Origin of the sequence: Jeotgalibacillus sp. ET6 (assembly GCF_029667115.1) — a bacterium.
GTDB lineage: Bacteria > Bacillota > Bacilli > Bacillales > Jeotgalibacillaceae > Jeotgalibacillus.
In genome coordinates, this window is sequence record NZ_JARUIU010000001.1 from 368,862 (window position 1) to 395,456 (window position 26,595).

Genomic DNA, 26,595 nt, shown 5'->3' on the forward strand with positions numbered 1-26,595 from the left:
GGTACAATGTTGAAGATTGATTTTAAGCAGGATCATACTTACATAGAAAAGAGGGAATGAACGGATGGAGTTTCCACATGCAAAAAGAATGGACGGATTTAAAACACTTATCTTCAGTGAATTATCCGCCTATAAACATCTAAAGATCAGTGAAGGAGCACAAATGATTGACCTCAGCATCGGAAGCCCTGACCTGGCTCCTCCCGATTTCATTCGTGAAACGATATCGGATATGTCAAGAGCAGTAGATCAATACGGGTATACCTTAACCGGTATTAATGAATTCGATCAGGCGGTCGCAGCCTACTACAGCAGACAGCACAGCGTAACGCTTGATCCTCAAACGGAAGTCATGCTGTCAATGGGATCACAAGATGCATTGGTTCATATTCCAATGGTTTTTTGCAACCCGGATGATTATGTACTGGTTCCGGATCCTGGATACACTGCCTATGAAACAGGGATTTCAATGGCAGAAGCAAAACCGTACTATATGCCGCTGAAAAAGGAAAATCATTTTCTTCCTGATTTAGAGGCTATTCCAGCCCACATCGCAAATCAGACGTCATTAATGATTTTAAACTTTCCGGGAAATCCAGTTCCTGTTCAGGCAACGTCTGCTTTTTATGAAAAAGCAGTCCAATTTGCTAAAAAACATCAAATTTTAATTGTTCATGATTTTGCGTATGGGGAGCTTTATTACGATGGGAAAAAACCTATGAGTTTTCTTTCAACTCCAGGGGCTTTAGAGGTTGGGGTGGAAACAAATTCACTTTCTAAAAGCTTTAATATGGCCGGGTGCCGCGTAGGCTATGTTGCAGGAAACCCGTCTGTCATTCAGTCAATCTGTCAAATGAAGTCTAATCTCGACTACGGGGTTTTCAAGCCTATACAGCTTGCTGCAGCCAGAGCGCTGACTGAAGGTGACTGGTACGCTGAAGAAGCCCGGGCCATTTATCAGCATCGAAGAGACATGTTCCTCGCCACCACCCGCTCATTCGGCTGGGAGATTCCTGCTCCTGAAGGCGGCATGTTTGTCTGGGCTCCGGTCCCGCAAAACATGACTTCTATGGAGTTTTGCCAAACGCTTATGGACGAAGCACATGTCGTTGTAACCCCAGGGCACGCTTTTGGTCCAACAGGAGAAGGGTATGTGAGAATTGCTTTAGTACAGGACACAGATTTGCTCATTGAAGCAGCTGAAAGAGTCGGCGAGCTGGCTCTTTTCCCCTCCCACTCCTTGCTTTAATATCTTAACAAAGAGGCAAACGACCAGGTCGTTTGCCTCTTTGTTAATAGACCGTTTTTAAGATATTTTCGATAATCCGTTTCTGTTCTTCAAACAACGGTAAAAACTGCTTTTTCATCAGTCCGAATTCATCTTTGCCCTTATCCGTCAACCGGTACCAATACACTTTCTGCCGTTTTTTCTCATGAGATTTATAGTCATCCGTGCGGTGAAGCAGTCCTTCATCTGTCATATCATGCAAAGCATCAAGAAGCGTACTTGGCGCAGGCTCCCAATTCCCGCCTATTTTACGGAATTCTGCTTTAAAGTGCTCGCTGATCATGCCTGAATGCTGGATGGACAAAAGATGAAGTATGTAAAATTTCGTAAACTGGGAAGCACTCATATTTAATGCAAACTTTTTCGGATTATTTTTACTCACTCTATTTCCTCCATCCCTCCAAAAGATTCTTTGTTTCCTTTATTTTACCACGTTTTCCTCCCTTAGGATAATAAAACGACCATATGTTCGCAAGTGATAAAATAGGCATTTTCGTAAAGCAGTATTCAATCGTCTAACTATTCTGTATACTATTTAGTAACCCTAAATAAAGGAAAGGATGGTTGATGTGACGACTTTAAAGTCAGTACCAGGACGTTTGACCAGAAAAGAGGTTCCTGATGCACTTAGCTGGAACCTATCGGATTTGTTTACTTCAAAAGAGCAGTGGGAAGAAAGCCTGGAGGCGCTTAGACTGCAGACTGAAAAGCTTAGTGACTTCAAAGGCACGTTACATAAAGGAAAAACTCAAATTGAACAATGTCTTGAACAGTATGAAACCCTAATTATTCAGCTCGTGCGCGTTTCCACATGGGCGAATCTACTGTATGCTGCTGATGGAACGAGCGAAGAGAACCAGATCAATGCCTCAAGGATAGGAACTGAGATGGCAGAAATCAATAAAAAAACCTCTTTTATCTCAACTGAACTATCCCAGCTGCCTGAACATGATTTGAGGCAGCTTATTTCAGATGAAGGTTCAATAAGCCGTTTTAAAACCATGATTGAGGATATTCTTTCGTGGAAGCCGTACCTTCTCTCTCCTCAAACGGAAGAAGCTCTTGCGGCGTTAGGTCAGGTCCTTGGCAGTCCTTATACGATCTACCAGCGAAGTAAGACATCAGATATGACGTTTGAAAATATTTTACTTGATAGCGGAGAAGCACTTCCTCTCTCTTTTGCTCTTTATGAAGACCGCTATGAATTTTCTAAACATCCTGAAATTAGAAGAAAAGCGTACGCATCCTTTTCAAAAACCCTTAAGCGCTACCAGCATACGTTTGCTTCCACATTTGCAGCGGAAGTAACTAAGCAATCGACCCTGGCTAAACTTAGAGGCTTTGAATCCGTGACAGACATGCTGCTGCATTCCCAGCAAGTATCTAAAGAAATGTACTTAAATCAGCTGACCATTATTCAAGCTGAGCTTGCTCCGCATATGAGAAAGCTGGCAAAACTTCGTAAGCGGGTGCTTGGTTTAGACAAAATGACGTTTGCAGATTTAAAAGCGCCGCTGGATCCGGACTTTGAGCCTCCTACATCCTATGAAAATGCAGGAAAGATTATTATGGAATCTCTGGAGGTCATGGGACCTGAATATTTAAAGATCATGAATAAAGGACTTACGGAACAATGGATTGACCTTGCAGATAATATTGGTAAATCAACTGGTGCTTTTTGCTCGAGCCCGTATAATGTCCACCCCTACATACTGATGACCTGGACAGATACCATGCGGGGTGCTTTTGTTTTAACACATGAGCTGGGTCACGCAGGTCACTTTTATCTGGCAGGTCACAATCAAAGCTACATGAATACCCGTCCCTCCAGATACTTTATCGAGGCTCCGTCTACGATGAATGAATTGCTTCTAGGAAAGCATTTACTTAGAACAACTGAGGATCCGCGTATGAAACGGTGGGTGATACTTCAATTTTTAGGCACCTACTACCATAATTTTGTCACCCACCTCCTGGAGGGAGAATTGCAGCGGCGGGTTTACGCACTGGCTGATGAAGGAAAACCGATAAACGCATCCGTTCTTTCGAGAGAAAAAAAGGACCTTTTATCTTCTTTCTGGGGAGATGCGGTAGAGATAGACGATGATGCTGCTTTAACGTGGATGAGACAGCCCCATTATTATATGGAGCTTTATCCATACACCTATAGTGCCGGACTGACTGCTTCAACAGCTGTTTCAAAGCTCATTGAAGAAGAAGGAGAGTCCGCGGTGAAACGCTGGATAGAAGTCCTGAAAGCAGGTGGAACAAAAACTCCGGTTGACCTTTTAAAGTATGCAGGCGTAGATATGACTTCAGATAAGCCTCTCAAAGAAGCGATTCAATATGTGGGAGAACTCGTGGACGAACTCGAAGAAAGCTATAAGGATTAATAAAGTGTTTTGGTATGACCGTTAACCACGCTTTTATTGCTGTTAGAGCAGCCATTAAGCGATCTCATACCTCATACACTAATGATAAAAAAACAGCAAAAAAACAGGGGTCTGTAAAATGACCCCTGCTTGTTATTTCGTTAATTCTTCATACCACTGCTTTGCTTTTGCCGCTTCTTCCTGTGTTAACTGATGTCCGTTATGATGCCAGAATACTTCTGTCTGCGCCCCTGCATTTTCGAGTAATTGCTTGAGATCGTTGGTTTCTTCGGGTGGACATATCGGATCATTATCACCTGCTGTAATCAAAACATTTAATCCATTTAGATCTGGAAGCTTTTTATCCCGAATCGGTACCATTGGGTGATGCAAAATGGCTGCTTTAACAATATCTTGATAATGAAAAATCAGGCTTCCAGCAATATTTGCACCGTTTGAATACCCGATCGCAATGACATTTTCCCTGTCAAATTCATGTTCTTTTGCAGCATCATCTAAAAATTGTTTTAATTCTTCTGTTCGTATTGCCAGATCCTCTAAATCAAACACACCTTCTGCCAGGCGCTTGAAAAATCTTGGCATGCCATTTTCGGATACATTCCCCCGGACACTTAAAATGCCTGCTTCAGGATCAATGAAATCAGCAAGTCCAAGCAAGTCCTGCTCTGTTCCTCCTGTACCATGCAGCATTAGAAGCGTTGGTTTAGATGGTGCTCCTTTTTTGTATATATGCTTCATACCTCTCCATTCCCTTCTTTTAAGTATTTTTACATCTTCCCTATACAAGTATAAGAATAAATATTTATTGTTTCAAATTTAAAATACTTTATTTCAAGATATCACGTTTCTCTTTAAAATTCATGTAAATGTTAAGCAAAAATCAAGTATTAATGATATAATTCAACGATACGTATGTGTTATGGAGGGAATTGAAATGATTCAAGTAACAGATGTCAGCTTGCGGTTTGGCGACCGGAAGCTGTTTGAAGATGTAAATATTAAGTTTAATCCGGGTAATTGCTACGGCTTGATCGGAGCAAATGGTGCAGGAAAATCTACTTTTCTGAAGATCTTATCAGGAGAAATTGAAGCGCAAACCGGTAATGTATCAATGGGCGCCAATGAACGGCTTGCGGTTCTTAAGCAGAATCACTTTGAGTATGAGGAGCATGAAGTGCTCAATGTTGTTTTGATGGGCCATGCACGGCTGTTTGAAGTAATGCAGGAAAAAAATGCGATTTACATGAAAGAGGATTTCTCTGATGAAGACGGCATAAAGGCTGCAGAGCTTGAAGGCGAATTTGCAGAGATGAACGGCTGGGAAGCAGAATCCGAAGCTGCGATCCTTTTACAGGGCCTTGGAATCCGTGAAGACATGTTTACCAAAAAAATGTCTGAATTGACAGGCTCAGAAAAGGTAAAAGTTTTGCTTGCTCAAGCTCTTTTTGGAAAGCCGGATGTCCTTCTTTTAGATGAGCCGACAAACGGACTTGATATTCAAGCGATTCAATGGCTCGAAGACTTCCTTATTAATTTTGAAAATACCGTTATTGTCGTATCCCACGACAGACACTTTTTAAATACCGTTTGTACGCATATAGCGGATCTTGATTTCAGTAAAATTCAGGTTTATGTCGGAAACTATGATTTCTGGTATGAGTCAAGTCAGCTTGCTCAAAAGATGATGCATGACCAAAACAAGAAAAAAGAAGAAAAAATTAAAGAACTTCAGGCTTTCGTTGCTCGATTTAGCGCCAATGCCTCAAAATCCAAACAGGCGACTTCCCGTAAAAAATCGCTTGAAAAAATTTCACTGGATGATATTAAACCATCATCCCGTAAATATCCATTTGTTAATTTTGAGACTGAGCGTGAAATAGGCAATGATGTCCTGCAAGTTAAAGATTTATCCAAAACAATTGATGGTGTAAAAGTATTAGATAACATCTCTTTTACTATGAACAAAGAAGACAAAATCGCTTTAGTCGGAACAGATGAAATTGCGAAGACTACGCTCATGAAAATTTTAATGGGCGAAATGGAGCCGGACAGTGGAAGCTTTAAATGGGGTGTTACGACCTCTCAAGCCTATTTCCCTCATGACAACGGCGAATACTTTGCAGGGAATGAATCTGATCTTGTTGATTGGCTTCGTCAGTATTCACCTAATGATCAAAGTGAAACGTTCCTGCGTGGATTCCTTGGCAGAATGCTTTTCTCCGGTGAAGAAGTACGAAAAAAACCAAGTGTTCTTTCCGGTGGAGAAAAAGTTCGCTGCATGTTGTCACGCATGATGTTAAAGCAGGCAAATGTACTGTTGTTGGATGAACCGACCAATCACCTTGATTTAGAGTCCATTACCGCTTTAAATAACGGATTGATTAATTATAAAGGTGCGATGATTTTTGCTTCTCATGACCACCAGTTTGTTCAAACGATTGCAAATCGCATCATTGATATAAAAGACGGCAAGATTACTGACAAGCAATTGTCTTATGATGAGTTTCTTGAGTGGAATAAAACAAGTGTATCTTAATTACAAAGACGAAAGCCCCTGCTTGGAAGCAGGGGCTTTTTGCATCGTGTTATTTGGTGAACTTGCTGATGATTTTTGGAACGACTCCCTTTCCCATCACTTTTTGTGACAATCCGGCAATTTTATTTACTACATTGAGCCCGTCCTCATCTCCAGCCCAGTGCTCCCGGATAATGTCAGGAGAAAGATGATTTACAATCGTCTGCAGCACGAACGAAGCCACGATAATGTCATCAATGTAGCCTCCAGGTCCGATTACACCTTCAGGAATGACATCGATGGGCAAAATGAAATAGCCGATCGCCCCAAGCGTCAGGGCTTTATCTTTTTTTGCCACTCGCGGATCTTTCACCACCTGTATTAGTAGATAAAATATATCAGGAGCAAAAAGCAGATATTTGGCATACTTATGATTTTTACCTGTTTTCTGTTCGAGCCACCTGTTTATCTTTTCTCTAAGTGAATAATAAAAGTTTTCATGTTTTTCTGTTTGTATTTCATTTGTCATTTCCTCATCCCCTTTGCACTTAGATCACCTTTATATGTATACACATACCCTATCGCCTGCGCATTAAATCTGAATTGTTCGAACTTAAAGATTGGGACTGGACAATTTTTTGTCAATCTCGTGAATTTGATCCAGATTCCCCTCTCTTTCTGATAAACTGATAGCAGCGATTGTAAGGCATCAGGAGGAATTGATATGTTAAAAACACCGATTGGAAGACTGCGGTTCATGGGATACTTTGAAGGAGTTTCTTTATTAATTTTAGTTGGACTCGCAATGCCGCTTAAATACTGGTTTGGCTTTCCTGAAGCGGTCACGCTGGTGGGATCTATTCATGGCTTTTTGTTCGTAATTTATTGTTTAGTCATTGCCTATGTAACGCTGAAAACAAGATGGAAATGGTACTGGCCCATCCTTTCTTTTATCGTTGCTTTTATTCCATTTGGCAATTTCGCATTAGACCCGAAGCTGAAAAATTATGAGCTGTCTCAGACCGGATAAAAAAATTCATCGTCAGCCGACGATGAATTTTTAAATTGCTCGTAAAAGCAAAAAGTCAATCTTACCACCAGAATGGTCTCTTCTTTTCTTCGTTCTCATCTGCCTCTTTTTCTTCTGCTTTATTTTCTTCTCTATCTTTATGAAATTTCCAAAAAGAGTCGAATGGATGCACTCTTTCTTCTTTAACTTCTTCTTTGACTTCTTCAGCTTTCTTTTTTGGTTGATTGGACATGCTCTTCACCCCTTTTGACGTATTGTATTCAATTTGGGATCAAGGTGCTTGGGCACAAGCCTTGCCTGCACTTCTATCAACTTAGGCGTCCGGTTAGACGGCATGAAAAAAGCCACCCGGTTGCCCGGATGGCTTTTTTATATAAACAATTACAGTTTTACAACGTTAGCTGCTTGTGGTCCACGGTTACCTTCAACCACTTCAAACTCAACCTGTTGGCCTTCGTCAAGTGATTTGAAGCCTTCTCCTGTGATTGCAGAGAAGTGTACGAATACGTCGTTTTCTCCTTCAACTTCGATGAAGCCGAAACCTTTTTCTGCGTTAAACCATTTTACTGTACCAGTTTTCATAATGAAAAACCTCCAAAATATTAATTGACAATATGCAAACTTACCCATAAGAAAATTCACATATTACGAAAAGTACCGTGCGTTCCGATCACTTTTTGTAATATGTGAATCTGTAACTTGCAGGTATTTTTGCTATTGACTTGTTATCCTTATTATACATCGTTCATTTTAAATGTCAAATGTATTGTGAGGAATTTTTCCATATTATCTGACTACTATTTTTCTTTAAGCAATTGATACTTTGCTGCCAAATGCGGAGGCGCCATTTTAACCATAAGCTGAAAGAGGTAAGCAGCGACCGCCGTATCGTCCAGGATACCTAAAACAATCAGGTAATCAGGAACAAAATCAATAGGAATAACTGCGTACACTAAGAAAATAAAGACCGGCAGTATTTTTTTCAAAACAGGTACATCCCTTGATGTAAAGTATTCTTTAGCAAATGGAAGTGACTTCCTTAAAGTAAATATAAAGCGTAATCTCGACCAAAATTTAATCAATTATCTCACTCCTCTCTTCTTAATACGACAGATTGAATTAATAGTTTCAGAATGTAATAAGAAAAAAATAGCAAAAATAGAGTGAGTCATGTATGATAATATCAATCATATGCATACATACGGAGGGATATTTTTGTCGGAGTTAGCAAAGTCAAAGTGGTTTCGATTAGGCTTCGGCCTCATTACCATTCTTATTATCATCTATTTAATGGATTTAGTCAGCTTTATATTTACTCCAATTACGATCATTGTAACAACTCTTTTTGCTCCTATTGCTATTGCCGGCGTCCTTTACTACCTGCTGCGTCCGATTGTAGCACTGGTTTCAAAGTACCTGCCACGGGCGCTGTCGATCCTGCTAATTTATTTAATCGGAATCGGAATTATTACCGGGCTTGTGTTCATAGCTGGACCTCCATTATCAGAGCAGTTTAATTCATTGGTAGATAATATACCATCCATTTTTGAAGAACTTACTTCCATGCTTGTTAATCTTCAGCAATCCGAATGGTTTAAAAGCCTTCAGGAAAGCCAGGATATTTCATATCAGGAAATCGCCAGTAGCGCGGCTGATTATTTGCAGGGTGCCGTTGATTCGATTGGATCAAATATTGTATCTCTGCTAGGGATTTTAACCAGCATAGCGATTGTAATTGTTACGATCCCTTTTGTATTATTTTATATGCTGAAGGACGGACAAAAGCTGCCCGATCAATTTTTGCGCTTTACACCCGAGGAGTTTCGTCCTGAAGGCAGAAAAGTACTTGAAGATATGGATATTGCTTTGAGTTCTTATATTCAGGGACAAATTATTGTCAGTATGTTTATTGGGGTTTTATTGTACATTGCCTATTTAATTTTAGGGCTTGAATACTCACTTGTCCTTGCAATCGTAGCCATGCTGACAAATGTTATTCCTTTTATCGGTCCATTCATTGGCACAATACCAGCAGTGATTGTCGGGTTCCTTGATTCTCCATTAAAAGCCCTGCTGGTTGTTGTGGCGATTATCGTTGTTCAGCAAATTGAAAGTAATTTAATTTCTCCTCAGGTAATGGGTAGAAAGCTCGCCATTCACCCATTGACCATTATCTTTATCCTTTTGGTTGCCGGAAGCTTTGGCGGACTGCTCGGACTGATCATGGCAGTTCCAACCTATGCTGTAGGGAAAACGATTATCGTAAACGCGTACCGGTTTATCACGATTCGCAAGAGGTATAATGAAAATAAGATGAACAAAAATCACATGGTATAACAAAAGAGCCGAAGCGGATTAGCCGCTTCAGCTCTTTTACTTTTCAGGGATCAGCTGTTCAAAAAACACCTTGTCAGCTGAAGTCATACTATTGGAAATGTATGGTTCATTGTCATAGAAGATTAAAAATCCATGATAAAGCTGTAAATCATCGTCGCAGGAATCACAAAATAAAAGCTCTTTTTCATCCCAAAAAGCAATCTGGGTTCCCCTTTTTACTTTTACATAAGGATATAAATCAACCATTTCTACGATCTTCTGTTTAAAAAAATGAAATGCATCCTCTTTATCTGAAAATGTCCATTGCTGCAAAATATCTTCTTCCCAGCCCTCTAAAAACCACCAGGGTTCTGCGTCACTTTTCGTTTGTATGATATTCCACACGCCGATCACCTCTTAATCAATGCTACTATTAGTGTATAAGAGATCCCGTTAAAAATAAAAGAATTTGCTTTAATTTCTTATGTTCCAGGCGTTGTTTAACCTGTTGAATTTAGCAAGTTGGATAAGCCGACCGTAAACAAGAAGTTTACGATCACTGGATCAAACTTCTTTTTTGCCGGTGGATTCTTCAGTAATTGGTTCTATTAACCGGATGATCAACGGATATCTGGCGGATTTGGGGTCGAGGCGGTATAAAATCCTCTTTCCAGCTCTCTGTTCTGCAATCAGTTCAGCATCTTTCAATTTTTTAATGTGCTGACTGACAAGCGGCTGGCTGATCATAAATAAATCTACAAATTGGGAAACCGTCCATTCTTCCTCAGATAATTTTTTTGCCATGAGTAACCTTGTTTTGTCTCCAAATAGTCGATAAATTTCTGCTAGTGCTTCCGGCGAGTGGTTTTTCACTGTCATATATATGCCTCTCTTCCTATAAAACTGACCTTTAATTATTATAATTTGGTTATTCGTACCTATTATATACTTATGTAGTACAAAAAAGCTATAATAAATGGCAATTTTTCCGTTTTATCTAGTCTTTTATGTCTATAAAGGATATTTTAATGTGCCTTACTTGCTATCATTTCAGCAATCAGAGACAATATATAAAAGAAGTTATGACTCGATTTATCTTTTTTGAAACTAAATGGTTTGTCCGCTCGTATATAAACTATAAGCCAACATAAGGAGTAGATAAATATGAGAGAGTTTTTATATTTCTTGGCTAGAGCCGGAATTGCCCTTCCCCTGTTTTTACTGACATGGATTACCGCTTATTACATTTTTAATATACAATTTTTTTATTCCATTTTGATTGCGATAGCAGGAGGTGTTATTCCGTTTTATCTTATTAAATGGTTTCAGCACCGGTCCATTTTACGCTCATACAACCTAAGTGCGCAGGAATATCAGTATATTCAGCAGAATTTAAAAGACGCTCAAAAGAAACTATCCCGTTTACAGGGCAGAATGTTTCAAATACGTTCCTTATCGGCAATGAGACAGTTTAATGACTTAACAAAATTGTCCCGTAAAATATTCGCCGTTGTGAAAAAGGATCCGAAGCGTTTTTATTTAGCTGAAAGGTTTTTCTTCTATCATCTGGACTCAGCGGTTGAGCTCACAGACAAATATACAACACTTGCTGTCCAGCCTATAAAAAATAAAGAAGTGTTGACATCTCTTGAAGATACAAGAAAAACATTGCTGGACCTGAATTCCTCATTGGAAGAAGATCTAATGAATGTATTAACAAATGATATAGACACATTACGGGTAGAGCTTGATCTTGCTCAGATTAGCCTTAAGCGCGGTCAGCAATCCAGAGAGGGGATTGAATAATGGAACAAAATCGTCAATCAGTAAAAGTAGAAGAAAGAAATCAGGGATTGGAGGATCTTCTGGCAAATCCATTTGGAGAAAATGAGCTGACGGAGCTGTCTTCTGATAAAGAAGCAGACGCTCCTAATAAAAAACTTATGGATATCATACCGGAGCGTGATCAGGAGCAGGCAAGGCAAATAGCACAGCAAATTGATCCAACTGATCACCAGTCGATTCTGCAATACGGAACCGCCGCTCAATCCAAACTGTCAAATTTTTCACATTCTATGCTTGACCATGTACAGCGAAAAGATGTTGGACCGATTGGAGATATTTTAAAAGAGCTTATGGATCGATTAGAGCAAATAGATCCGGACGAGCTGTCAGATCAAAAAAAAGGAATGATTTCAAAACTCTTTAATCGTGTCAGCCGGTCTGTAAATGAAGTACTTTCCAAATACCAAAAACTTGGTGCACAGGTCGATCGTATTAGTGTGAAGCTTGACCATTCCAAAAAATCACTAATCGACGACATACAGATGCTTGAGCAGCTGTACCAGCAGAATAAGGATTATTTCCATGCCTTGAACATCTACATTGCTGCAGCTGAGATTAAACGGGATGAACTTGAGCAAAAAACGATTCCGGAATTACGCAAAAAAGCCGAACAAAGTGATGATCAGATGGCATATCAGGAAGTCAATGACATGATGCAATTTATGGACCGCCTTGAGAAAAGACTTCATGATTTGCAACTGAGCCGTCAAATTACGATTCAAAGTGCGCCTCAGATCAGAATGATCCAAAATATAAACCAGGCATTAGCCGAGAAAATACAAGCATCCATTTTAACCGCAATACCATTATGGAAAAACCAAATTGCCATTGCCCTCACCCTCTTCCGTCAACAACGGGCGGTTGAAGCGCAAAAGCAAGTGACAAAAACGACAAATGATTTGCTGTTAAAGAATTCAGAGATGCTAAAAACGAACAGCATTGAGACAGCTAAAGAAAATGAGCGGGGAATCGTGGACATTGAAACATTGAAAACCACTCAAGCCAACCTGGTATCCACACTTGAAGAAACCTTGCGTATTCAGCAGGAAGGCCGTGAAAAACGACGGCTTGCTGAAACCGAGATTCAAGCAATGGAATCTGATCTAAAACAGCAGCTGCTGCAAATGCGCGGTACGAAAAACGGATAACAAACATTAAAAAAGCACCTCTCCTTTTAAAGGCGGGGTGCTTTCTCTTTCATTAAAAGAATTTATTATAAAAGCCGTCTCTTTAACGATTTCCAGTAGCTTCGATTCACGTGCAAGTTATAACAATTCAATTCTTCTCTTCTTGCCTGTCAGTATACGGTCATTAATTCGAACATTTAATCAGCTCCTATTGTTTTGTCTTTTTATTGTAGACAAAACAACAGGGCTTTGGAAGGCACCGGGGCAGGATTTCAACTTACACCTTCAGGCTGAATTTGTTTCGGTCCTATATACTCTTGTATAAGAGTCTTTTTAACAGAGGAAATAATATATCAGGTAATTCATCAATGTTTGATATAAACAAACTGTATTTTCCGTACATGTTTTGAATCACCTCTTTTTGTGACTCCTGTATCTCCTCTTTCGATAGAAATACATTTATCACCTCAAGGCCTTGCTTACGAGCATTAAGGACGGCTTCGTGGGTGTCTACAATTCCATTTTGCTCATAATCCATGGCTGCCGGCTCTCCATCTGAAAATACAAGTAAAAAGCGATTTTGTTCATTTCGTTTTACTAATCTTTCCGTCATATGCCGGATCGCAAAACCATCCCGGTTATCTTCTTCAGGTTTAAGCTGCATAATGGATGCACTGGCATTTGTCCAAATGGACTGGTCATACGAGATGACGGTCTTTAAATGGTTTGGCTGACTGAATTCACTTGTTCGATCGGTATCTTCCCAAAAGCCGACAATTTCGTGTGGCACCCGGACCGATTTTAACACTTCGTGAAACAGTACAAGTCCTTTTTTTGTTTCATCCATTTTGTCCTGCATAGAAGCAGAACAATCCAGGAGCAGTGTAAAGGTTGCGTCAATTTTTGGAGACTCTTCATCTTTTTTATAAAATACTTTTGGCTGTTCTTCTATAAAAAAGGGAATAAGCTGTTTGCTTAGCCGGCCAAATGCCAGGCTGCCCCGAGGCTGGTTTCTTTTATGATCCAAAGTTTTTTCTATAATTTTTTGAAGTTTTTTGTGAAGATGGTATACTTCTTTTTTGTAAAGATCGTACAGCTGCTGGTCATTTAATTGGACGGGTGAAGCATTTTCAAATACAGCAAATGCATACCGGTTTTCTTTGCCATATGGATCTCCGCCTCCCTTTTCTTCTGATCTTGCTTCTTCGTTCACTTCGCCTTCAAAATCTTCCCTAGCTGCTTTTTTACTGGTTCCCTGCACCATTCCAAGTGCCTGGTCCCCATCGTCACCTTCTCTGGCCTCATTTCCTTTAATATTCGTTTTGGTTCCCTGATCAAGATCAAATTGAAGAAACGACTCCCCTTTATCAGACGATTCACGGTGCCAGGTTTTAAATTCCTCTTCCATGACTTCCTCTTCCCCTGTTGCGTCTTCTTCCTGCTGGTCATCATTGATCAGGGGATCCCGCCGTTTTAGATGATCATATGTGAGCTGCTCCCATTCCTGCATGATTTTTTCAGGAAGATGGAAATATTCATTCAGCATATCTTTCGGAAGAATCTCCTCGAGAAGGCTGCAAAGCTCATAGCTGATGGCAGCCGATTGCTGGGTGGACTTTGCTTCAAAAGAGCGTTGAATCTGCTGCTGTATAAAGGGCTGGGCAAGAGATATCTCAGGCTGAATGGAGGGCCACTCATCGATTGGAGATTGGGCATGTAAAAGAATATAAAGAAAATTGAGCAGTGCATCCGCAGAGACACCTTTTACGAGATGAACATTTAACTGAGAGCGGAAATATCGGGTGTAGATGGTCCTCCTCATTGCAAAAGAACGTTTAGTGCCCGGTCTTATTTTTTTTACTTCTTCTTCAATTCTTGCGTCTTCAATCATCATAAATAGCTGCTTAGCAAAAGAAACGATGGGGCTTTTTTTTACTCGGAAGAGGTACTCGTTTATCGCTTTTACATCTGAAAAGCGATTGGTTCCAACCGCTCTTAGGTAAATATCAGACGTCAAACCGAGCCATTCCTCTTCTTTCTTTCTATGATCCCAGAAATGGCTCACAATAATTTTCTGATGAGGAATATCCAGATAATTTAACGGTCCATATTCAACTTCCATATCCTGAGATTTAGTTAACGTTTTAGCAAGATCAATTAACTCCATTAACTGGAATGAATTTATGTTTTCATCATTAAATTGAATAAATCGCTGCATATTGATCTCCCTTACTCAAAGATGGTCTCTGCTGCGTTTTTAATGGCTGCCTTCTCTCTCTCGTCCTCCACCTTATCTATTATCCCTCGTTGAATCGCACGCAGCGGGGGAACAAAGACTGACAAATCGCATGTATCCAAAAGCGCACGAATCGAAGCAGCTTCTTCTGCTACTTGTCCATTTTGAACTTGAGCAAGTAAATCCTCAGACAGTTGAACAAACTGAGAAATCATGGAATTGTCTTTTAATCCACTCTGTGTTTGGATCACGTTAAATAGGGTTTCCCCTTGAATATATGGTACATCAATCACGATAAAGCGATTTTTTAACGCTTCATTTAAGGGAACTGTTCCAATATAGCCTTCATTGATTGCAGCAATTACCCCAAAACCCTCTACAGCCTTAATGATTTCATTTGTAAATGGATTCGTTATCGTGCGTCTGTAATCCAGTACACCATTTAAAATAGGAAGCGTTTCAGGTTTTGCCATATTAATTTCATCAATATATAATAGCTGTCCTTTTTTCATCGCTTGAATAACGGGCCCTTCAACAAAAGAAATAGAAGATTTTCCATCTATTTGTTCGATCGTTTTATAGCCAAGCATCGCTTCAGCATCCAGATCAATTGAACAGTTAATGCTGTACATAGGCTGATGAAAAAGTTCACTTATCGATTCAGCCAGTTTAGTCTTACCGGATCCCGTAGGTCCTTTCAAGAGAACATTCTTATTTAAAGCAAGACTGATCACAGCATCCTCCATTATGGAAGAATCATCAGACGAATAGCCCCCTTGCCCAATTCTTTGCCTATCTTCTGCCGAATAGGTTTTTTGAATCCTGGACTTAATAATTGGTCTTAGAGAATCTGGCATATTGTCAATTTTCATAAATAAATTCATCCTCGCTTACTAGTTTGATGTAGATATTCTTCATTCTAACTTGACGCATTTGAAGTTCGCAACTCTAACCGTTTTTCTGCATAGTGTTTGCTTTTAGTGTTCAAGAGTGACAGGTACTGCTCTTTCACGTAAAATAGAATTTGAATGGCTTGAGAGGAGAGAGAAAGATAGAATGACAGCTTTTAGGATGAGGTGTGCAGCGCTTGCTGAACACCCTAAATTTACGATGGTTATTATTACACTTATTATCTTTAATGCGATTTTAATTGGGTTAGAAACCTATCCTTCTATTTATAACCGGCATATGGATTGGTTTGTATTCCTGGACCAGCTGCTGCTATGGCTGTTTACTTTTGAAATTATCATTCGATTAATTGGAAGTGCATCGCTGAAATCCTTCTTTAAAGAACCGTGGAATATTTTTGACTTTATTATCGTCGCAAGCGGCCATTTATTTGTGGGCGGCCATTATGTAACCGTACTGCGAATACTAAGAGTTCTCCGTGTCCTGCGGGCCATTTCCATTATCCCTTCTCTGAGAAAAATGGTGAATGCGCTGTTGATGACGATCCCTTCTATGGGAACCATCATGCTGCTGCTCGGTATTTTCTTTTATATTTACGGTATTATCGGAACCACTTTATTTCAAACCATTTCACCTGAATACTTTGGGACTCTACATGCGAGTCTGCTTAGTCTTTTTCAGGTTGTTACACTTGAATCCTGGGCGAGCGGAGTTATGAGGCCTATTTTAGCGGAAGATCCTACTTCCTGGTGGTTTTTTGTTACGTTTATTTTAATTGGTACATTTGTGATCTTTAACTTATTTGTTGGCGTGGTGGTAACCAATGTTGAAGAGGCAAACCAGGCTGAAAAACCGTCCCCTGAGGAAGTGAAGTTAGTTCAGGTTCAAAAAGAATTAGAAGAAATAAAGAGAATGCTTCAGGAACAAAACAAAAAGTCAAAATAAGCTTCGAACCTAAAAAACCCCTAAATTCTTAAAGATTTAGGGGTTTTACTTATTAAGATTCTTTCTCAAATATGTAAAGCCCCCTGTCGAGTTTCCTGACCTGTTTGTCTTTTCGCTGAATCGTCTTCATAAACGTAGTCATATTCGCTACTTTAAAACCCGTTTCACTTAAAATATATTCCTGAATTTCTGTTCCTTTAACAGGCTGCAGGCGCTCTCGTAAAATTTTAAATGCAGCTTCGTGCATTTGTCTAGATTTTCCAATTTTTTTCGTTTTAGGAATTCTTTTTGTAGTAGGGTGAGGAAGAAATATTGATTCATCAGATGAAGTGTAAGGCTCAATATCAGATGTTTCATGCAGATTAAACTCTTGCGGCTCTCCTTGGGATAGGTCAAGTTCACGAAGTCTTTCCATGATCGCCTGTCTTTCCTTTCTGAATTCCTGAAGAATTCGTTCTTCAGAATCTGCCATTTGCTCCAATCTCAGCTTTAACGCTATTCTTTCATTAAACATTTGCCACTCCCCTTTTTACTTCGATTTGCTTTGTTATTATTAAAATAATCAAAGCTAGTTATTCATTAATTATAATAGTTAAAATTTTAAAAGAAAAGAAGCAAAACTCCAGTTTCGTTAAATAAACTGGAGTTTCGTTAGACTAAATTTTTTTAAAGTAATCTTTGTAAAATCCTCCCACTTTTCCAGAGTTATCGATAATAAATAAAAATTCCTCTGTTTCATTTTGAACAGGATACGTTTTCCCTACTGTTAATACGTTGTTTACCACGTACTTTGCTGCCTGATCACTCACACATTCCACTTTTGCCTGTGGGCTTGTCGTGTTCCAATCCTTATGTATCATGTATCTCACTCCTTTATTAGTATTGAGTATAGCGTGAGTGCTGTACAGATTCAACTGCACATGCAATTATTGATGCTCAAACAGTTCATTTGTGTTTATATTGCCAAAAATTTTGGTTACCGGAAAACGTTTATCCTTTAGCCATTCTCCGAAGGGGATCGTAACTGGTTTTGCATTCTCTCCCAGCCCAAACAGCATCGTTAATGTTTCAGGCACGTAAACAGCCGTGTGAATCGTTCCTGACCAGCTCCCATAATTTCGTTTAAAGATCCCATGCTCTGGTTTGTTAAAGAAATCAAAGGCTTTGAGAGGAGTTGAAATCTTATCTGAATGCATTGCGGTCATTGAAAGCCGGTCCATTGATTCTGTGATCTGATACCGGTTTTCTCCTGTTAACGCTTCTGTTTGAAAATGATTGGTGCAGGCATGTACAGACTCTCTGACGGCTGTTCCTCTGCCGGAAGCTTCAACCACTGCGGATTGACCAGCGGCATCATATAGAGAATAGTTGAAGGCATGCCTGTGGGGGATTTGCTGCAGCATTTGAACAGCTTCCTGAACGGAAGCACAGGAATCAAGAATAAATCGCGCAATTGTGGCACAGATAAACCCTTTTGCCGGATTTCTGCGATTAACCAGATGATAGCCTACGACCAGCCCCTTTTCATTCATGCCGTCTATGCGCCCGATCATTCTGCCGCTTGTCCCAATAGAAGCATACCCCTCTTTTGGCTCCCATAACAGCAGTCTTCCTTCATAGGTTTTTGGATGGTAGTCGTAATTCCGCGCAAAAAAACCATTTTTCATTAATACGGTGCAGCCTGATTTGTCCCAGTCCTGCTGATAACCGCTGTATTCATGAAAAACGTCCTCCAGCGGCCATTTAAGAACAGAGGCCACTCCCTCAAGTTCCTCCCAAAGACCGGGTGAAAACGTCTCGTAGAACTCTTTTGCTTCTTTGAGGTTTGTATCGTATTTTCGAATGGACGTTGTTCTGCGCTTCATATGAGATTGATATAATGGAGTCTGGATGAATTTAGATGCCTCAAGCACACCAAGCTCATAATAAGATGCTGCTCCCTTAATTACATCAACATGAAACCTCATTTTCTCACCCCCGTCTCTTCAGATTGTTAGCGGTTCTTTGCTTTTGCTTTCCTTTTCTGCGCTGCAATATGATGCCTGCCGCCACTAATGCAATGGCAAGAATCGGAATGATATAGCGTAGATTATTCAGAATATCCGGGTAGACGAGAGGAAAAGCCCTGCCGATTTGAAAGTAGATCATGGTCCAGACAAACGCTGCCGGAAAAGCAAATAAACAAAACTTCCAAAAAGGATGCTTTGAAATCCCAACTGCGTAAGGCATTCCCCACCTGACACCTGGAATAAAAAAACTAAAAGCAATTGCCCAGCTGCCGTACCGGCTTAAAAATTCTATACTTTTCTCCCATCTGGATGCAAATCTTGACCTGCGTATCTTATTTTCAATTTTTGATCCAAATAATCTTCCAATTCCGTAAGCAGCACTCGCACTTGATATCAATCCAAGATAAGTTGAGATAAAGGCAATAAACGGGTTATAGGATTGCTGAACGGTGATCATGCCGGAAAAAGAAGCTGCAAGTTCATTTGGCAGTGGAAGGCCAAAAAATAATAGCCAGCTGAATAGAAACATACTCCAATAGCCAAAACGCTCTGTTAATTCATCAAAAAATACTGTATCCATTCTTTTTCCCTTTCTGTGCAGCAAATTAGCCAGTCGAATATGCTTCATTATATCTAATTATATTCTTTTCGCATACCATTACGATAGGGGCAGCCAATAATACATTTTTGTAACAGCTGATTTTTTGTTGGACCGCTCTCTTTCAACCTGCTATACTGTCTTTAATGGAATAATTAGAATATTCCATAATTACTTGAAGGAGGTCGATGTGCAGTGAAAATCCTAAGTAACGAACAATTAATGGCCGCTTATCGAGACGCTGAAAAACACGGAGAACAAGATACTCAGAACATATTGCGCAAGGAAATTAAAAAAAGAGGGATTCACGCTGGCCGCAGCAAAAGATAAAATATTCTACATAACACGAAGTCTGAAAAAGACTTCGTGTTTTTTTAATGTAAAAATGGATAATAAAAAAGCTGGCATCTGCCAGCTTTTTTTATCATCGCTGCTTATTTAATTCATTATCCTTCAAGCAATAAATCTTCAGGGTTTTCTAATAAGTTTTTAACCATTGCAAGGAAGCTTACGGCTTCTTTGCCATCAATAATTCTGTGGTCATATGACAGGGCAATATACATCATTGGACGGTTTTCCATTTTCTCAGCATCGATGGCCACTGGACGCAGCTGAATCGTGTGCATTCCAAGGATCCCAACCTGAGGACCATTTAAAATTGGCGTTGATAATAGAGAACCAAATACACCACCATTTGTAATAGTAAATGAACCACCCTGTAAGTCGCTCAATTGAAGCTTTTTGTTTTTTGCTTTTGTTGCAAGCTCAACAATCTCCCCTTCAATTTCTGCAAAGTTCTTGCGGTCGCAATCTCTCACAATTGGAACCACCAGACCGTCGTCAGTAGAAACTGCAACGCCTACATCATAATATTTTTTGAGTACGACTTCATCGCCGTCAATCTCTGCATTCACATATGGATACTTTTTCAGTGCAGCAACCACTGCCTTAGTGAAGAAGGACATGAAGCCTAAACGTACATCATGTGTATCAAAAAATTTATCTTTCTTGCGTTTGCGCAGATCCATTACATGAGTCATATCAATTTCGTTAAAAGTGGTAAGCATTGCGGCTGTCTGCTGTACCTCAACGAGACGATTCGCAATCGTTTGACGGCGTCTGGACATTTTTTCACGCACGACAGGTTTTGTGTCTGCTTTTTTCGTTTCCTGGGCAGGCTTGGCAGAACCGGAGCTTTTCTCTGGTTTTTTGCTTTCCGCCGGCTTGGAGGAATGTGATTCCACGTCCTGTTTTCTCACGCGTCCCATAGGGTCTACTGTGGAAACCTGGGATAGGTCAATTCCTTTTTCTCTTGCAAGCTTTCTGGCTGCTGGCGAAGCAATGGTGCGCTCTTTCTTTTGGTTATGAGGAACTTCTTCAATTTCATCAGAAGCTTCTTCCTGCACTTCTTCACCTTTTTCTTCTTTTGGCTGCTCAGAAGATTTCTCCTCGGATTTGGATTCTGATTCTTCTTCTTTTTCTTTTTCTGATTCAGTGTCACCTGAAGATGATCCATCGCCCGCTTCTACGATCGCAATGACCTGACCTACTTCAACAGTCTCCCCTTCATCAGCTTTATGTTCTTTAATGACACCTGCTTCTTCTGAAATAACTTCAACATTTACCTTATCTGTTTCCAATTCTACAATGTATTCGCCTTTTTCAACTTGGTCCCCCGGCTGCTTGAGCCACTGGGCAATGGTTCCTTCTGTAATCGATTCTGCTAATTCCGGTACTTTAATTTCTGCCACTGCGGCTTCCTCCTCTGTTAGATCGATCTAGTTCTTTGTTACAGCATTTGTTAAAATTCGATTTTGTTCTTTTTTATGAACCGTCGGATCCCCTTCAGCTGGGCTGCTTCTTCTTCTGCGGCCGATATATTCAACAGAAATATGTTCCGGGGCAGATTTTATCAAACGTGGTTCAATAAATGTCCATGCTCCCATGTTTTTCGGTTCTTCCTGGACCCATTTAATCTCCTTAAGGTTTGGATATCTGGAAATAATCTCTTTCACATTTTCCATCGGGAAAGGATATATTTCTTCGATGCGGATTAAATGCAGCCAGTCATTATTTTCTTCCTTCGCTGCTTTTTCAATTAAATCGATGCCGATTTTACCTGCAGAAAAGACAAGACGTTCCACTTTGTCATGGTTCTGTCCATATTGATCGTGCTCAATAAGCGGTTGGAACGTTCCTTCTGTAAATTCATTTACTTCTCTTGAAACCTGCGGGTGACGAAGAAGACTTTTCGGTGTCATAATCACCAGCGGCCTTATTTCTTCACGTTTTAATATGGCTGCCTGCCTGCGCAGGATATGGAAATATTGGGCTGAACTCGTCAGGTTCGCAACCGTCCAGTTATTTTCAGCTGCCAGTGTTAAAAACCGTTCCATTCTCGCGGATGAATGCTCAGGCCCCTGTCCTTCATAGCCATGAGGGAGCAGCATCACCAAACCTGATTTCTGACCCCATTTTGCACGGCTGGAAGAAACAAACTGATCGAACATGACCTGTGCCATATTAGCAAAGTCGCCATATTGTGCTTCCCACAGCACCAATGTTTCAGGAGATAAAACATTGTATCCATATTCGTATCCCACCACTGCTGCTTCAGTCAGCGGACTGTTATACACAACAAATGAAGCTTTAGCTCCATCAATATGGTGCAGCGGAGTCAGTTCCTCTCCTGTCTTTTCATCATGCAGGACAAGATGACGGTGAGCGAACGTTCCACGCTGGGAATCCTGACCGGTTAAGCGGATCGGGACGCCGTCCTGTAATATCGCACCAAATGCAAGTGTTTCAGCATGCGCCCAGTCTATTTTTCCTTCTTTAGTGAAAGGATCCTGTCTTCGCTTCAGAATTTTTTCAAGCTTTTTAAATACGTTGAAATCTTTCCAATTAAGAAGGTCTTCATTTAATTTCCGCAATTGATCAATACCGACGGATGTAGTAATTTCATCGAGTGGACTTACTACTTTTTCCGGAGGGTCCATTTCTGCGTCCGGATCTTTTTCGCTTTTAGGAACTGAATCATACGCTTTTTGAAGCTGTTCCTGATTCGATTCGCGCATGTTTGAAGCCTGATCGGCATTTAATAAACCTTCATCAATCAATTGCTTTTCATATATTTTCCTGACATTATCATGCTTATTGACAATCGTGTACATTTTTGGATTTGTAACCATAGGCTCGTCCATTTCGTTGTGGCCAAAACGGCGGTAGCCTATTAAGTCAATCACAAAATCCTTGCCGAATTTTGAGCGGTATTCATAAGCCATCATGGCTGCTGCCAGACACGCTTCAGGGTCATCCGCATTGACATGGACAATCGGTACTTCAAATCCTTTTGCTGTATCAGATGCATATTGCGTTGAACGGGAGTCAAAGGATTCAGTTGTGAATCCTATCATATTATTTGCAATAACATGTATAGAACCGCCAGTATGGTATCCTCTCAGCTGACTCATATTTAACGTTTCCGCTACGATGCCCTGACCGGGAAACGCTGCATCTCCGTGAATCATGATCGCGAGTGAGGATTCCTTCTTTAGTTCAGGGTACCCTGGATTGCTCCGGTCCTCCTGAGCTGCACGTGTGTAGCCGGCAACAATTGGACTTACTACTTCCAAATGACTTGGGTTATTGGCTAATGTAATGCGTGTTTTAACCGAATTTTCTTTTTTCACATTCCGATCTGCACCTAAATGGTATTTCACATCTCCAGTCCACCCGTATGTAATGCCAATTGATCCTTCAGAAGGAATCAGATCCTTGCTTGGTGAGTGCTGGAATTCTGCAAATATCATTTCATATGGTTTTTCAAGGACATGCGCCAGAACGTTTAAACGCCCCCTGTGCGCCATGCCGATATTAATGGATTCGGCTCCTTTTTCAACAGCCGCCTGAATGATTTCATCAAGCAGAGGAACCATGGCATCGAGTCCTTCGATTGAAAATCTCTTTTGTCCTACAAATGTTTTGTGAACAAAGTTTTCAAAACCCTCTACCTGTATCAGCCTGTTTAAAAGGGCTTCTTTCTTTTCACTATTAATGGTCTCATCGAGTTTGCCTGACTCAATGTAGTTTTTCAGCCATGCTTTTTCTTCTTTATTGTGCACATGGGCATATTCAAACGCTATCGATTTGGTATACATCTTTTTTAAATACTGAATCGCTTCATATCCGGTTGTTACCTCTGGAACTGAGTTGGTTATCAAAATGTTTTCAGGGATCTTTTCAAGATCTTCTTTAGTTAAATTATACGAATCCAATTCAATTCTGTTTGTGTCCTTTTCTCTGTCATTCAAAGGATTGATATCTGCTGCCAGATGACCATACGTTCTGATGGCATCGGCAAGCTGTACAGCTGCAATAACCTTGCTGTAGTCTGTTCCTTCGATAGCTGTAGAGGAAGAGTGTCCCTCTTTTAAAGAAGCAGGAGATCCATTTTCTTTAAAATAGGCCTGCAGCTCTTCATCCAGCTGAGCTGGATCTTCCAGATACAGATCATACATCTCCATCATATAGCCCAGGTTAGGACCGGAAAAGTTTAAATGATTTAAATCCTGTTGTTCCGACTGTTTTCTCATTATGAAAACCTCCAACATGTTGGACATCAGCACTTCTATTTAGATCGATGCTAATGCTATGTAAAAATAGTAATTACATGGTTCTAAAACGCTTACAGAAACATTTTATCACTGTAAAGGAACGAGTTAAAGCCTTTCCCACTTTTTTTTCAAAAAATAAAAGCTGAAATGAGGGTGTTGAATAACTATTCAGTATTCATCTTTGCTCGTTTTTTGGCTAAGAATAAATGCCGTGACAAGAAATCCGGGTATCATTTTTAGGAACAAAGCATATATCACTATGTAAGGGGGTGAGAAAATGGACTTTTGGCAATCATTATTCCCAAAAACCAACTCACCAAATGACTGGCAGGAATGGCTTCAAAAATACATGCAGCAATCCTTTGAAAATCAGCAAAAGCCAACTGATCCATCTTTTCAACCATCGGTCCCTCAATCATCCTATACCCTATTTGAATCATTTCATTATCTTTTTATTCATATTTCTATTAAAAATCATTCACTGAATGAAATAAAAGTGCATCACAGCCTTACTCAGGTCCTTGTTCACATCCCGGATGAGCCTGTTATAAAAATCACACTCCCCGAACCCATATCCAGAAAAGGAGCGACAGCAGAAGCCAAGGATGGGACGCTTGAAATCAAACTGCCTAAAATCGCCCATCAATTTGAAATGGAGCTTCCTATTGACTCCATTGATTAATCTGCAAACGGGATCCTGATGATCATGCTGGTCCCTTCATTCACTTTGCTTTTTACAGTCAGCTCCCCCTGATATAGATCCAGAAGTTTCTTGGCAATGGATAAACCAAGCCCATTTCCCCCTTCATTTCTGCTCCGGGCTTTGTCTACACGGTAAAACCGGTCAAAAATATTTGGTATATGCTCCGGTGCTATACCAGGTCCATTATCTTCGACAGAAATAACGCAATACCCTCTATCAGTTGTTGCCCGGACTGTGACAGGTTCGTTCTCAGGAGAATATTTGATCGCATTTTCAATTAAGATAATTAAAACTTGCTCAAGGTGCAGCGGATCTATTTTACCTGCGTGCTTAATATCCGCCTGATCTATAAAAATCTGTCTGGAAGAATAGATGCCATTAATTCTTTTAACCACACTTTGAATGACTTCATTTGGAAATGCTCTTGCGTCCTGAATATAGCCAACTTCTCTGTCTGCCTTTGATAACAGCAGCAATTCATTCACCAGCCTTTTAATCCGGTCCAGCTCCTGAATCGAAATGCCCAGTGATTCTTCCAGAACTTCAGGATCGTGCTTTCCCCAGCGGTTTATAAGTGAAAGATGACCCTCAATAATTTGAATGGGTGTTCGCAATTCATGTGATGCATCTTCAACAAACTGACGCTGCTTCGTAAAGGTGGACTCCAGTTCATCCATCATACCATTAAAAATTTCAACCAGCCCGCCAATTTCATCCTGCACATCTGGAAGCTCCATTTGTTTTTGGAAGCCCTCATTCTGCGTTTTTTTCATCGCGCGCCCCAGGGAAACCACAGGTGCAATTAACCGCCCGGATAAGAGGTAAGCAACAATTCCGCTTATAAATAGGGAACCTAATCCGAGTACGATCGATAAAAGAATCATGTAGGCCTGCATGGATTGCAGCTGACTTAGGGGATGAATAACTTCCACGTAGCCATTAAACTGCTGGGATCGAATGGGCGATCTTCCAATTAAGACTTCCTGCTGACCTGCATCTCCTTTTTCAATCCTTCTTGTCTGAACAGGTTCAAATGGTACACTTGAAACGCGTTCTTCGCTTTGAATCACAAACAGTTCAAAGCCATCCTGATTGTATAAGCGGATCGTCTGGCCTTTTTCATAAATCTGCTCCAGCAAGTCACGGCTTTCATACACATCATCTGTCGTAACTCTGGGACCACGGCTCTCATAAAATTGAGATAAGTCATTTAAAATTGAATTCACTGAGTTTTCTTCTTCCTGCAGCATCCATTGACTCATCGCAGTAATTAAAATAAGGCTGAAGATGCTGAAGGTGACAAAAATGGTTGCCGCCCCTGCTATCGTCCATTTCCAGCGGAGGGATAACCGGTTCCAGAATGCTTTAAGCTTACTCATTCTCTCATCACATACCCTGCTCCTCGAATCGTTTGAATGTAGCTCGGACCTTCTTTGGAATCGATCTTATGCCTAAGATGACGGATGTAAACATCCACTACATTTGTTTCCACTTCTGAATCGTACCCCCATACCCGTTCAAGAATCCGATCCCGGGTTAAGACGATATTTTTATTTTCAATCAGCATATGAAGCAAATCAAATTCCTTTTTGGTCAGGGTGATTTCGTGGTTGTCTCTTGTCACACGATAAGAATCCACATCCACTCTCAGTTCACGAAATTCCAAAATAGTGGCTGAATCGCTTGAGTCTGTTTCTGTGGTTCTCCTGGTAAGGGCCCTCATCCTTGCGAGAAGCTCTTCAATCGCGAATGGTTTCACAATATAGTCATCCGCCCCGCTGTCAAGACCTGAGACCCTGTCCATCACCCCGTCTTTTGCTGTAATCATGATGACCGGAGTTTTTTTCACCTGCCGAATTCTCCTGCAGACCTCCATTCCATTTAATGAAGGCAGCATTAAATCCAGTAAAATAATATCAAACGTTTTCTCAAGAGCAAGAGTCAGCCCTTCTCTCCCGTCTAAAGAAACGTCAACAGAATAACCTTCATGCTTCAGTTCCAATTCAATAAATCGGGCTAAATTTTTTTCATCTTCTACTACCAGTACGGTTCTCTCCATATTCAG

Annotated in this window: 28 protein-coding genes; 10 read left to right on the top strand and 18 right to left on the bottom strand. The window is 40.4% G+C overall.

The features are described 5' to 3' along the window. The first annotated feature begins 64 nt into the window (after positions 1–64). Positions 65–1,249, top strand: a complete 1,185-nt coding sequence (locus tag P6709_RS01830) for an LL-diaminopimelate aminotransferase (protein ID WP_278239176.1) — start codon at positions 65–67, stop codon at positions 1,247–1,249. 43 nt (positions 1,250–1,292) lie between these two features. Here the strand turns inward: P6709_RS01830 and P6709_RS01835 are convergent, their stop codons facing one another. Beyond that, positions 1,293–1,670, bottom strand: coding sequence for a PadR family transcriptional regulator (locus P6709_RS01835; RefSeq protein ID WP_278239177.1), 378 nt, complete (start codon positions 1,668–1,670; stop codon positions 1,293–1,295). A gap of 187 nt (positions 1,671–1,857) precedes the next feature. Between P6709_RS01835 and pepF the strand changes: the two genes are divergently transcribed. Continuing rightward, on the top strand, positions 1,858–3,681 hold the full coding sequence (gene pepF, locus P6709_RS01840; protein ID WP_278239178.1) for an oligoendopeptidase F: 1,824 nt from the start codon (positions 1,858–1,860) through the stop codon (positions 3,679–3,681). A gap of 132 nt (positions 3,682–3,813) precedes the next feature. Here pepF and P6709_RS01845 read toward each other — a convergent pair whose 3' ends face one another. Beyond that, complete coding sequence (locus P6709_RS01845; protein ID WP_278239179.1) at positions 3,814–4,419, bottom strand: alpha/beta hydrolase; 606 nt, start codon at positions 4,417–4,419, stop codon at positions 3,814–3,816. A gap of 196 nt (positions 4,420–4,615) precedes the next feature. Here P6709_RS01845 and P6709_RS01850 point away from each other — a divergent pair, with 196 nt between their 5' ends. Continuing rightward, complete coding sequence (locus P6709_RS01850) at positions 4,616–6,217, top strand: ABC-F family ATP-binding cassette domain-containing protein (protein ID WP_278239180.1); 1,602 nt, start codon at positions 4,616–4,618, stop codon at positions 6,215–6,217. Positions 6,218–6,266: 49 nt separating this feature from the next. Here the strand turns inward: P6709_RS01850 and P6709_RS01855 are convergent, their stop codons facing one another. Beyond that, positions 6,267–6,725 (bottom strand): YkvA family protein, encoded by a 459-nt coding sequence (locus P6709_RS01855; RefSeq protein ID WP_278239181.1) that lies wholly within the window; start codon positions 6,723–6,725, stop codon positions 6,267–6,269. Between the two features lie 195 nt (positions 6,726–6,920). Between P6709_RS01855 and P6709_RS01860 the strand changes: the two genes are divergently transcribed. Next, positions 6,921–7,226, top strand: coding sequence for a DUF3817 domain-containing protein (locus tag P6709_RS01860; protein ID WP_278239182.1), 306 nt, complete (start codon positions 6,921–6,923; stop codon positions 7,224–7,226). A 61-nt stretch (positions 7,227–7,287) separates the two neighbouring features. On the opposite strand, the gene P6709_RS01865 is transcribed toward P6709_RS01860, so the two are convergent. From P6709_RS01865 to P6709_RS01875, 3 genes are all read right to left on the bottom strand, one after another. Continuing rightward, the gene (locus P6709_RS01865) at positions 7,288–7,458 is read right to left on the bottom strand and encodes a hypothetical protein (protein WP_278239183.1); all 171 of its coding nucleotides are present in this window, start codon (positions 7,456–7,458) and stop codon (positions 7,288–7,290) included. Between the two features lie 149 nt (positions 7,459–7,607). After that, positions 7,608–7,808 (bottom strand): cold-shock protein, encoded by a 201-nt coding sequence (locus P6709_RS01870; RefSeq protein ID WP_039809180.1) that lies wholly within the window; start codon positions 7,806–7,808, stop codon positions 7,608–7,610. Between the two features lie 215 nt (positions 7,809–8,023). Then, the gene (locus tag P6709_RS01875) at positions 8,024–8,308 is read right to left on the bottom strand and encodes a YkvA family protein (protein ID WP_278239184.1); all 285 of its coding nucleotides are present in this window, start codon (positions 8,306–8,308) and stop codon (positions 8,024–8,026) included. Between the two features lie 133 nt (positions 8,309–8,441). On the opposite strand from P6709_RS01875, the gene P6709_RS01880 reads away from it, so the two are divergent. Next, complete coding sequence (locus tag P6709_RS01880) at positions 8,442–9,563, top strand: AI-2E family transporter (protein WP_278239185.1); 1,122 nt, start codon at positions 8,442–8,444, stop codon at positions 9,561–9,563. Positions 9,564–9,599: 36 nt separating this feature from the next. Here the strand turns inward: P6709_RS01880 and P6709_RS01885 are convergent, their stop codons facing one another. Next, positions 9,600–9,947, bottom strand: coding sequence for a DUF1033 family protein (locus tag P6709_RS01885; RefSeq protein ID WP_278239186.1), 348 nt, complete (start codon positions 9,945–9,947; stop codon positions 9,600–9,602). 159 nt (positions 9,948–10,106) lie between these two features. Next, entirely contained in the window at positions 10,107–10,421 is a 315-nt protein-coding gene (locus tag P6709_RS01890; RefSeq protein ID WP_278239187.1) for an ArsR/SmtB family transcription factor, read from the bottom strand. Positions 10,422–10,706: 285 nt separating this feature from the next. Here P6709_RS01890 and P6709_RS01895 point away from each other — a divergent pair, with 285 nt between their 5' ends. Both P6709_RS01895 and P6709_RS01900 read left to right on the top strand, forming a co-directional pair. Then, a complete protein-coding gene (locus tag P6709_RS01895) occupies positions 10,707–11,348 on the top strand; it encodes a 5-bromo-4-chloroindolyl phosphate hydrolysis family protein (RefSeq protein WP_278239188.1) in 642 nt (213 codons plus the stop codon). Then, entirely contained in the window at positions 11,348–12,535 is a 1,188-nt protein-coding gene (locus P6709_RS01900) for a toxic anion resistance protein (RefSeq protein ID WP_278239189.1), read from the top strand. Before P6709_RS01895 ends, P6709_RS01900 begins: the two co-directional genes overlap by 1 nt. 286 nt (positions 12,536–12,821) lie before the next feature. Here the strand turns inward: P6709_RS01900 and P6709_RS01905 are convergent, their stop codons facing one another. Next, on the bottom strand, positions 12,822–14,732 hold the full coding sequence (locus P6709_RS01905; protein WP_278239190.1) for a vWA domain-containing protein: 1,911 nt from the start codon (positions 14,730–14,732) through the stop codon (positions 12,822–12,824). Between the two features lie 11 nt (positions 14,733–14,743). Further along, complete coding sequence (locus tag P6709_RS01910; RefSeq protein WP_442905296.1) at positions 14,744–15,607, bottom strand: AAA family ATPase; 864 nt, start codon at positions 15,605–15,607, stop codon at positions 14,744–14,746. 199 nt (positions 15,608–15,806) lie between these two features. Here P6709_RS01910 and P6709_RS01915 point away from each other — a divergent pair, with 199 nt between their 5' ends. Beyond that, a complete protein-coding gene (locus tag P6709_RS01915; RefSeq protein ID WP_278239192.1) occupies positions 15,807–16,604 on the top strand; it encodes an ion transporter in 798 nt (265 codons plus the stop codon). A 52-nt stretch (positions 16,605–16,656) separates the two neighbouring features. Here the strand turns inward: P6709_RS01915 and P6709_RS01920 are convergent, their stop codons facing one another. The 4 genes from P6709_RS01920 to P6709_RS01935 all read right to left on the bottom strand — a co-directional run bounded on the left by P6709_RS01920 (position 16,657) and on the right by P6709_RS01935 (position 19,193). Next, positions 16,657–17,118, bottom strand: a complete 462-nt coding sequence (locus tag P6709_RS01920) for a Rok-like winged helix domain-containing protein (RefSeq protein WP_278239193.1) — start codon at positions 17,116–17,118, stop codon at positions 16,657–16,659. Positions 17,119–17,260: 142 nt separating this feature from the next. Then, complete coding sequence (locus tag P6709_RS01925; protein WP_278239194.1) at positions 17,261–17,464, bottom strand: DUF6501 family protein; 204 nt, start codon at positions 17,462–17,464, stop codon at positions 17,261–17,263. Positions 17,465–17,530: 66 nt separating this feature from the next. Continuing rightward, entirely contained in the window at positions 17,531–18,571 is a 1,041-nt protein-coding gene (locus P6709_RS01930; protein ID WP_278239195.1) for a C45 family autoproteolytic acyltransferase/hydolase, read from the bottom strand. Between the two features lie 4 nt (positions 18,572–18,575). After that, positions 18,576–19,193 carry a DedA family protein gene (locus P6709_RS01935; RefSeq protein ID WP_278239196.1) on the bottom strand — a complete coding sequence of 206 codons (618 nt, stop codon included), beginning with the start codon at positions 19,191–19,193 and terminating at the stop codon, positions 18,576–18,578. 213 nt (positions 19,194–19,406) lie between these two features. On the opposite strand from P6709_RS01935, the gene P6709_RS01940 reads away from it, so the two are divergent. Next, the gene (locus P6709_RS01940) at positions 19,407–19,541 is read left to right on the top strand and encodes a sporulation histidine kinase inhibitor Sda (protein ID WP_156969499.1); all 135 of its coding nucleotides are present in this window, start codon (positions 19,407–19,409) and stop codon (positions 19,539–19,541) included. Between the two features lie 116 nt (positions 19,542–19,657). On the opposite strand, the gene odhB is transcribed toward P6709_RS01940, so the two are convergent. Continuing rightward, positions 19,658–20,962, bottom strand: a complete 1,305-nt coding sequence (gene odhB / locus P6709_RS01945) for a 2-oxoglutarate dehydrogenase complex dihydrolipoyllysine-residue succinyltransferase (RefSeq protein WP_278239197.1) — start codon at positions 20,960–20,962, stop codon at positions 19,658–19,660. Between the two features lie 27 nt (positions 20,963–20,989). Continuing rightward, positions 20,990–23,806, bottom strand: coding sequence for a 2-oxoglutarate dehydrogenase E1 component (locus P6709_RS01950; RefSeq protein WP_278239198.1), 2,817 nt, complete (start codon positions 23,804–23,806; stop codon positions 20,990–20,992). A 298-nt stretch (positions 23,807–24,104) separates the two neighbouring features. Between P6709_RS01950 and P6709_RS01955 the strand changes: the two genes are divergently transcribed. Beyond that, a complete protein-coding gene (locus P6709_RS01955) occupies positions 24,105–24,509 on the top strand; it encodes an Hsp20/alpha crystallin family protein (protein WP_278239199.1) in 405 nt (134 codons plus the stop codon). On the opposite strand, the gene P6709_RS01960 is transcribed toward P6709_RS01955, so the two are convergent. Continuing rightward, the gene (locus P6709_RS01960) at positions 24,506–25,909 is read right to left on the bottom strand and encodes a sensor histidine kinase (RefSeq protein WP_278239200.1); all 1,404 of its coding nucleotides are present in this window, start codon (positions 25,907–25,909) and stop codon (positions 24,506–24,508) included. The two genes, P6709_RS01955 and P6709_RS01960, sit on opposite strands and share 4 nt — an antisense overlap. Then, entirely contained in the window at positions 25,906–26,589 is a 684-nt protein-coding gene (locus P6709_RS01965) for a response regulator transcription factor (RefSeq protein WP_278239201.1), read from the bottom strand. Before P6709_RS01965 ends, P6709_RS01960 begins: the two co-directional genes overlap by 4 nt. Positions 26,590–26,595 lie beyond the last annotated feature (6 nt).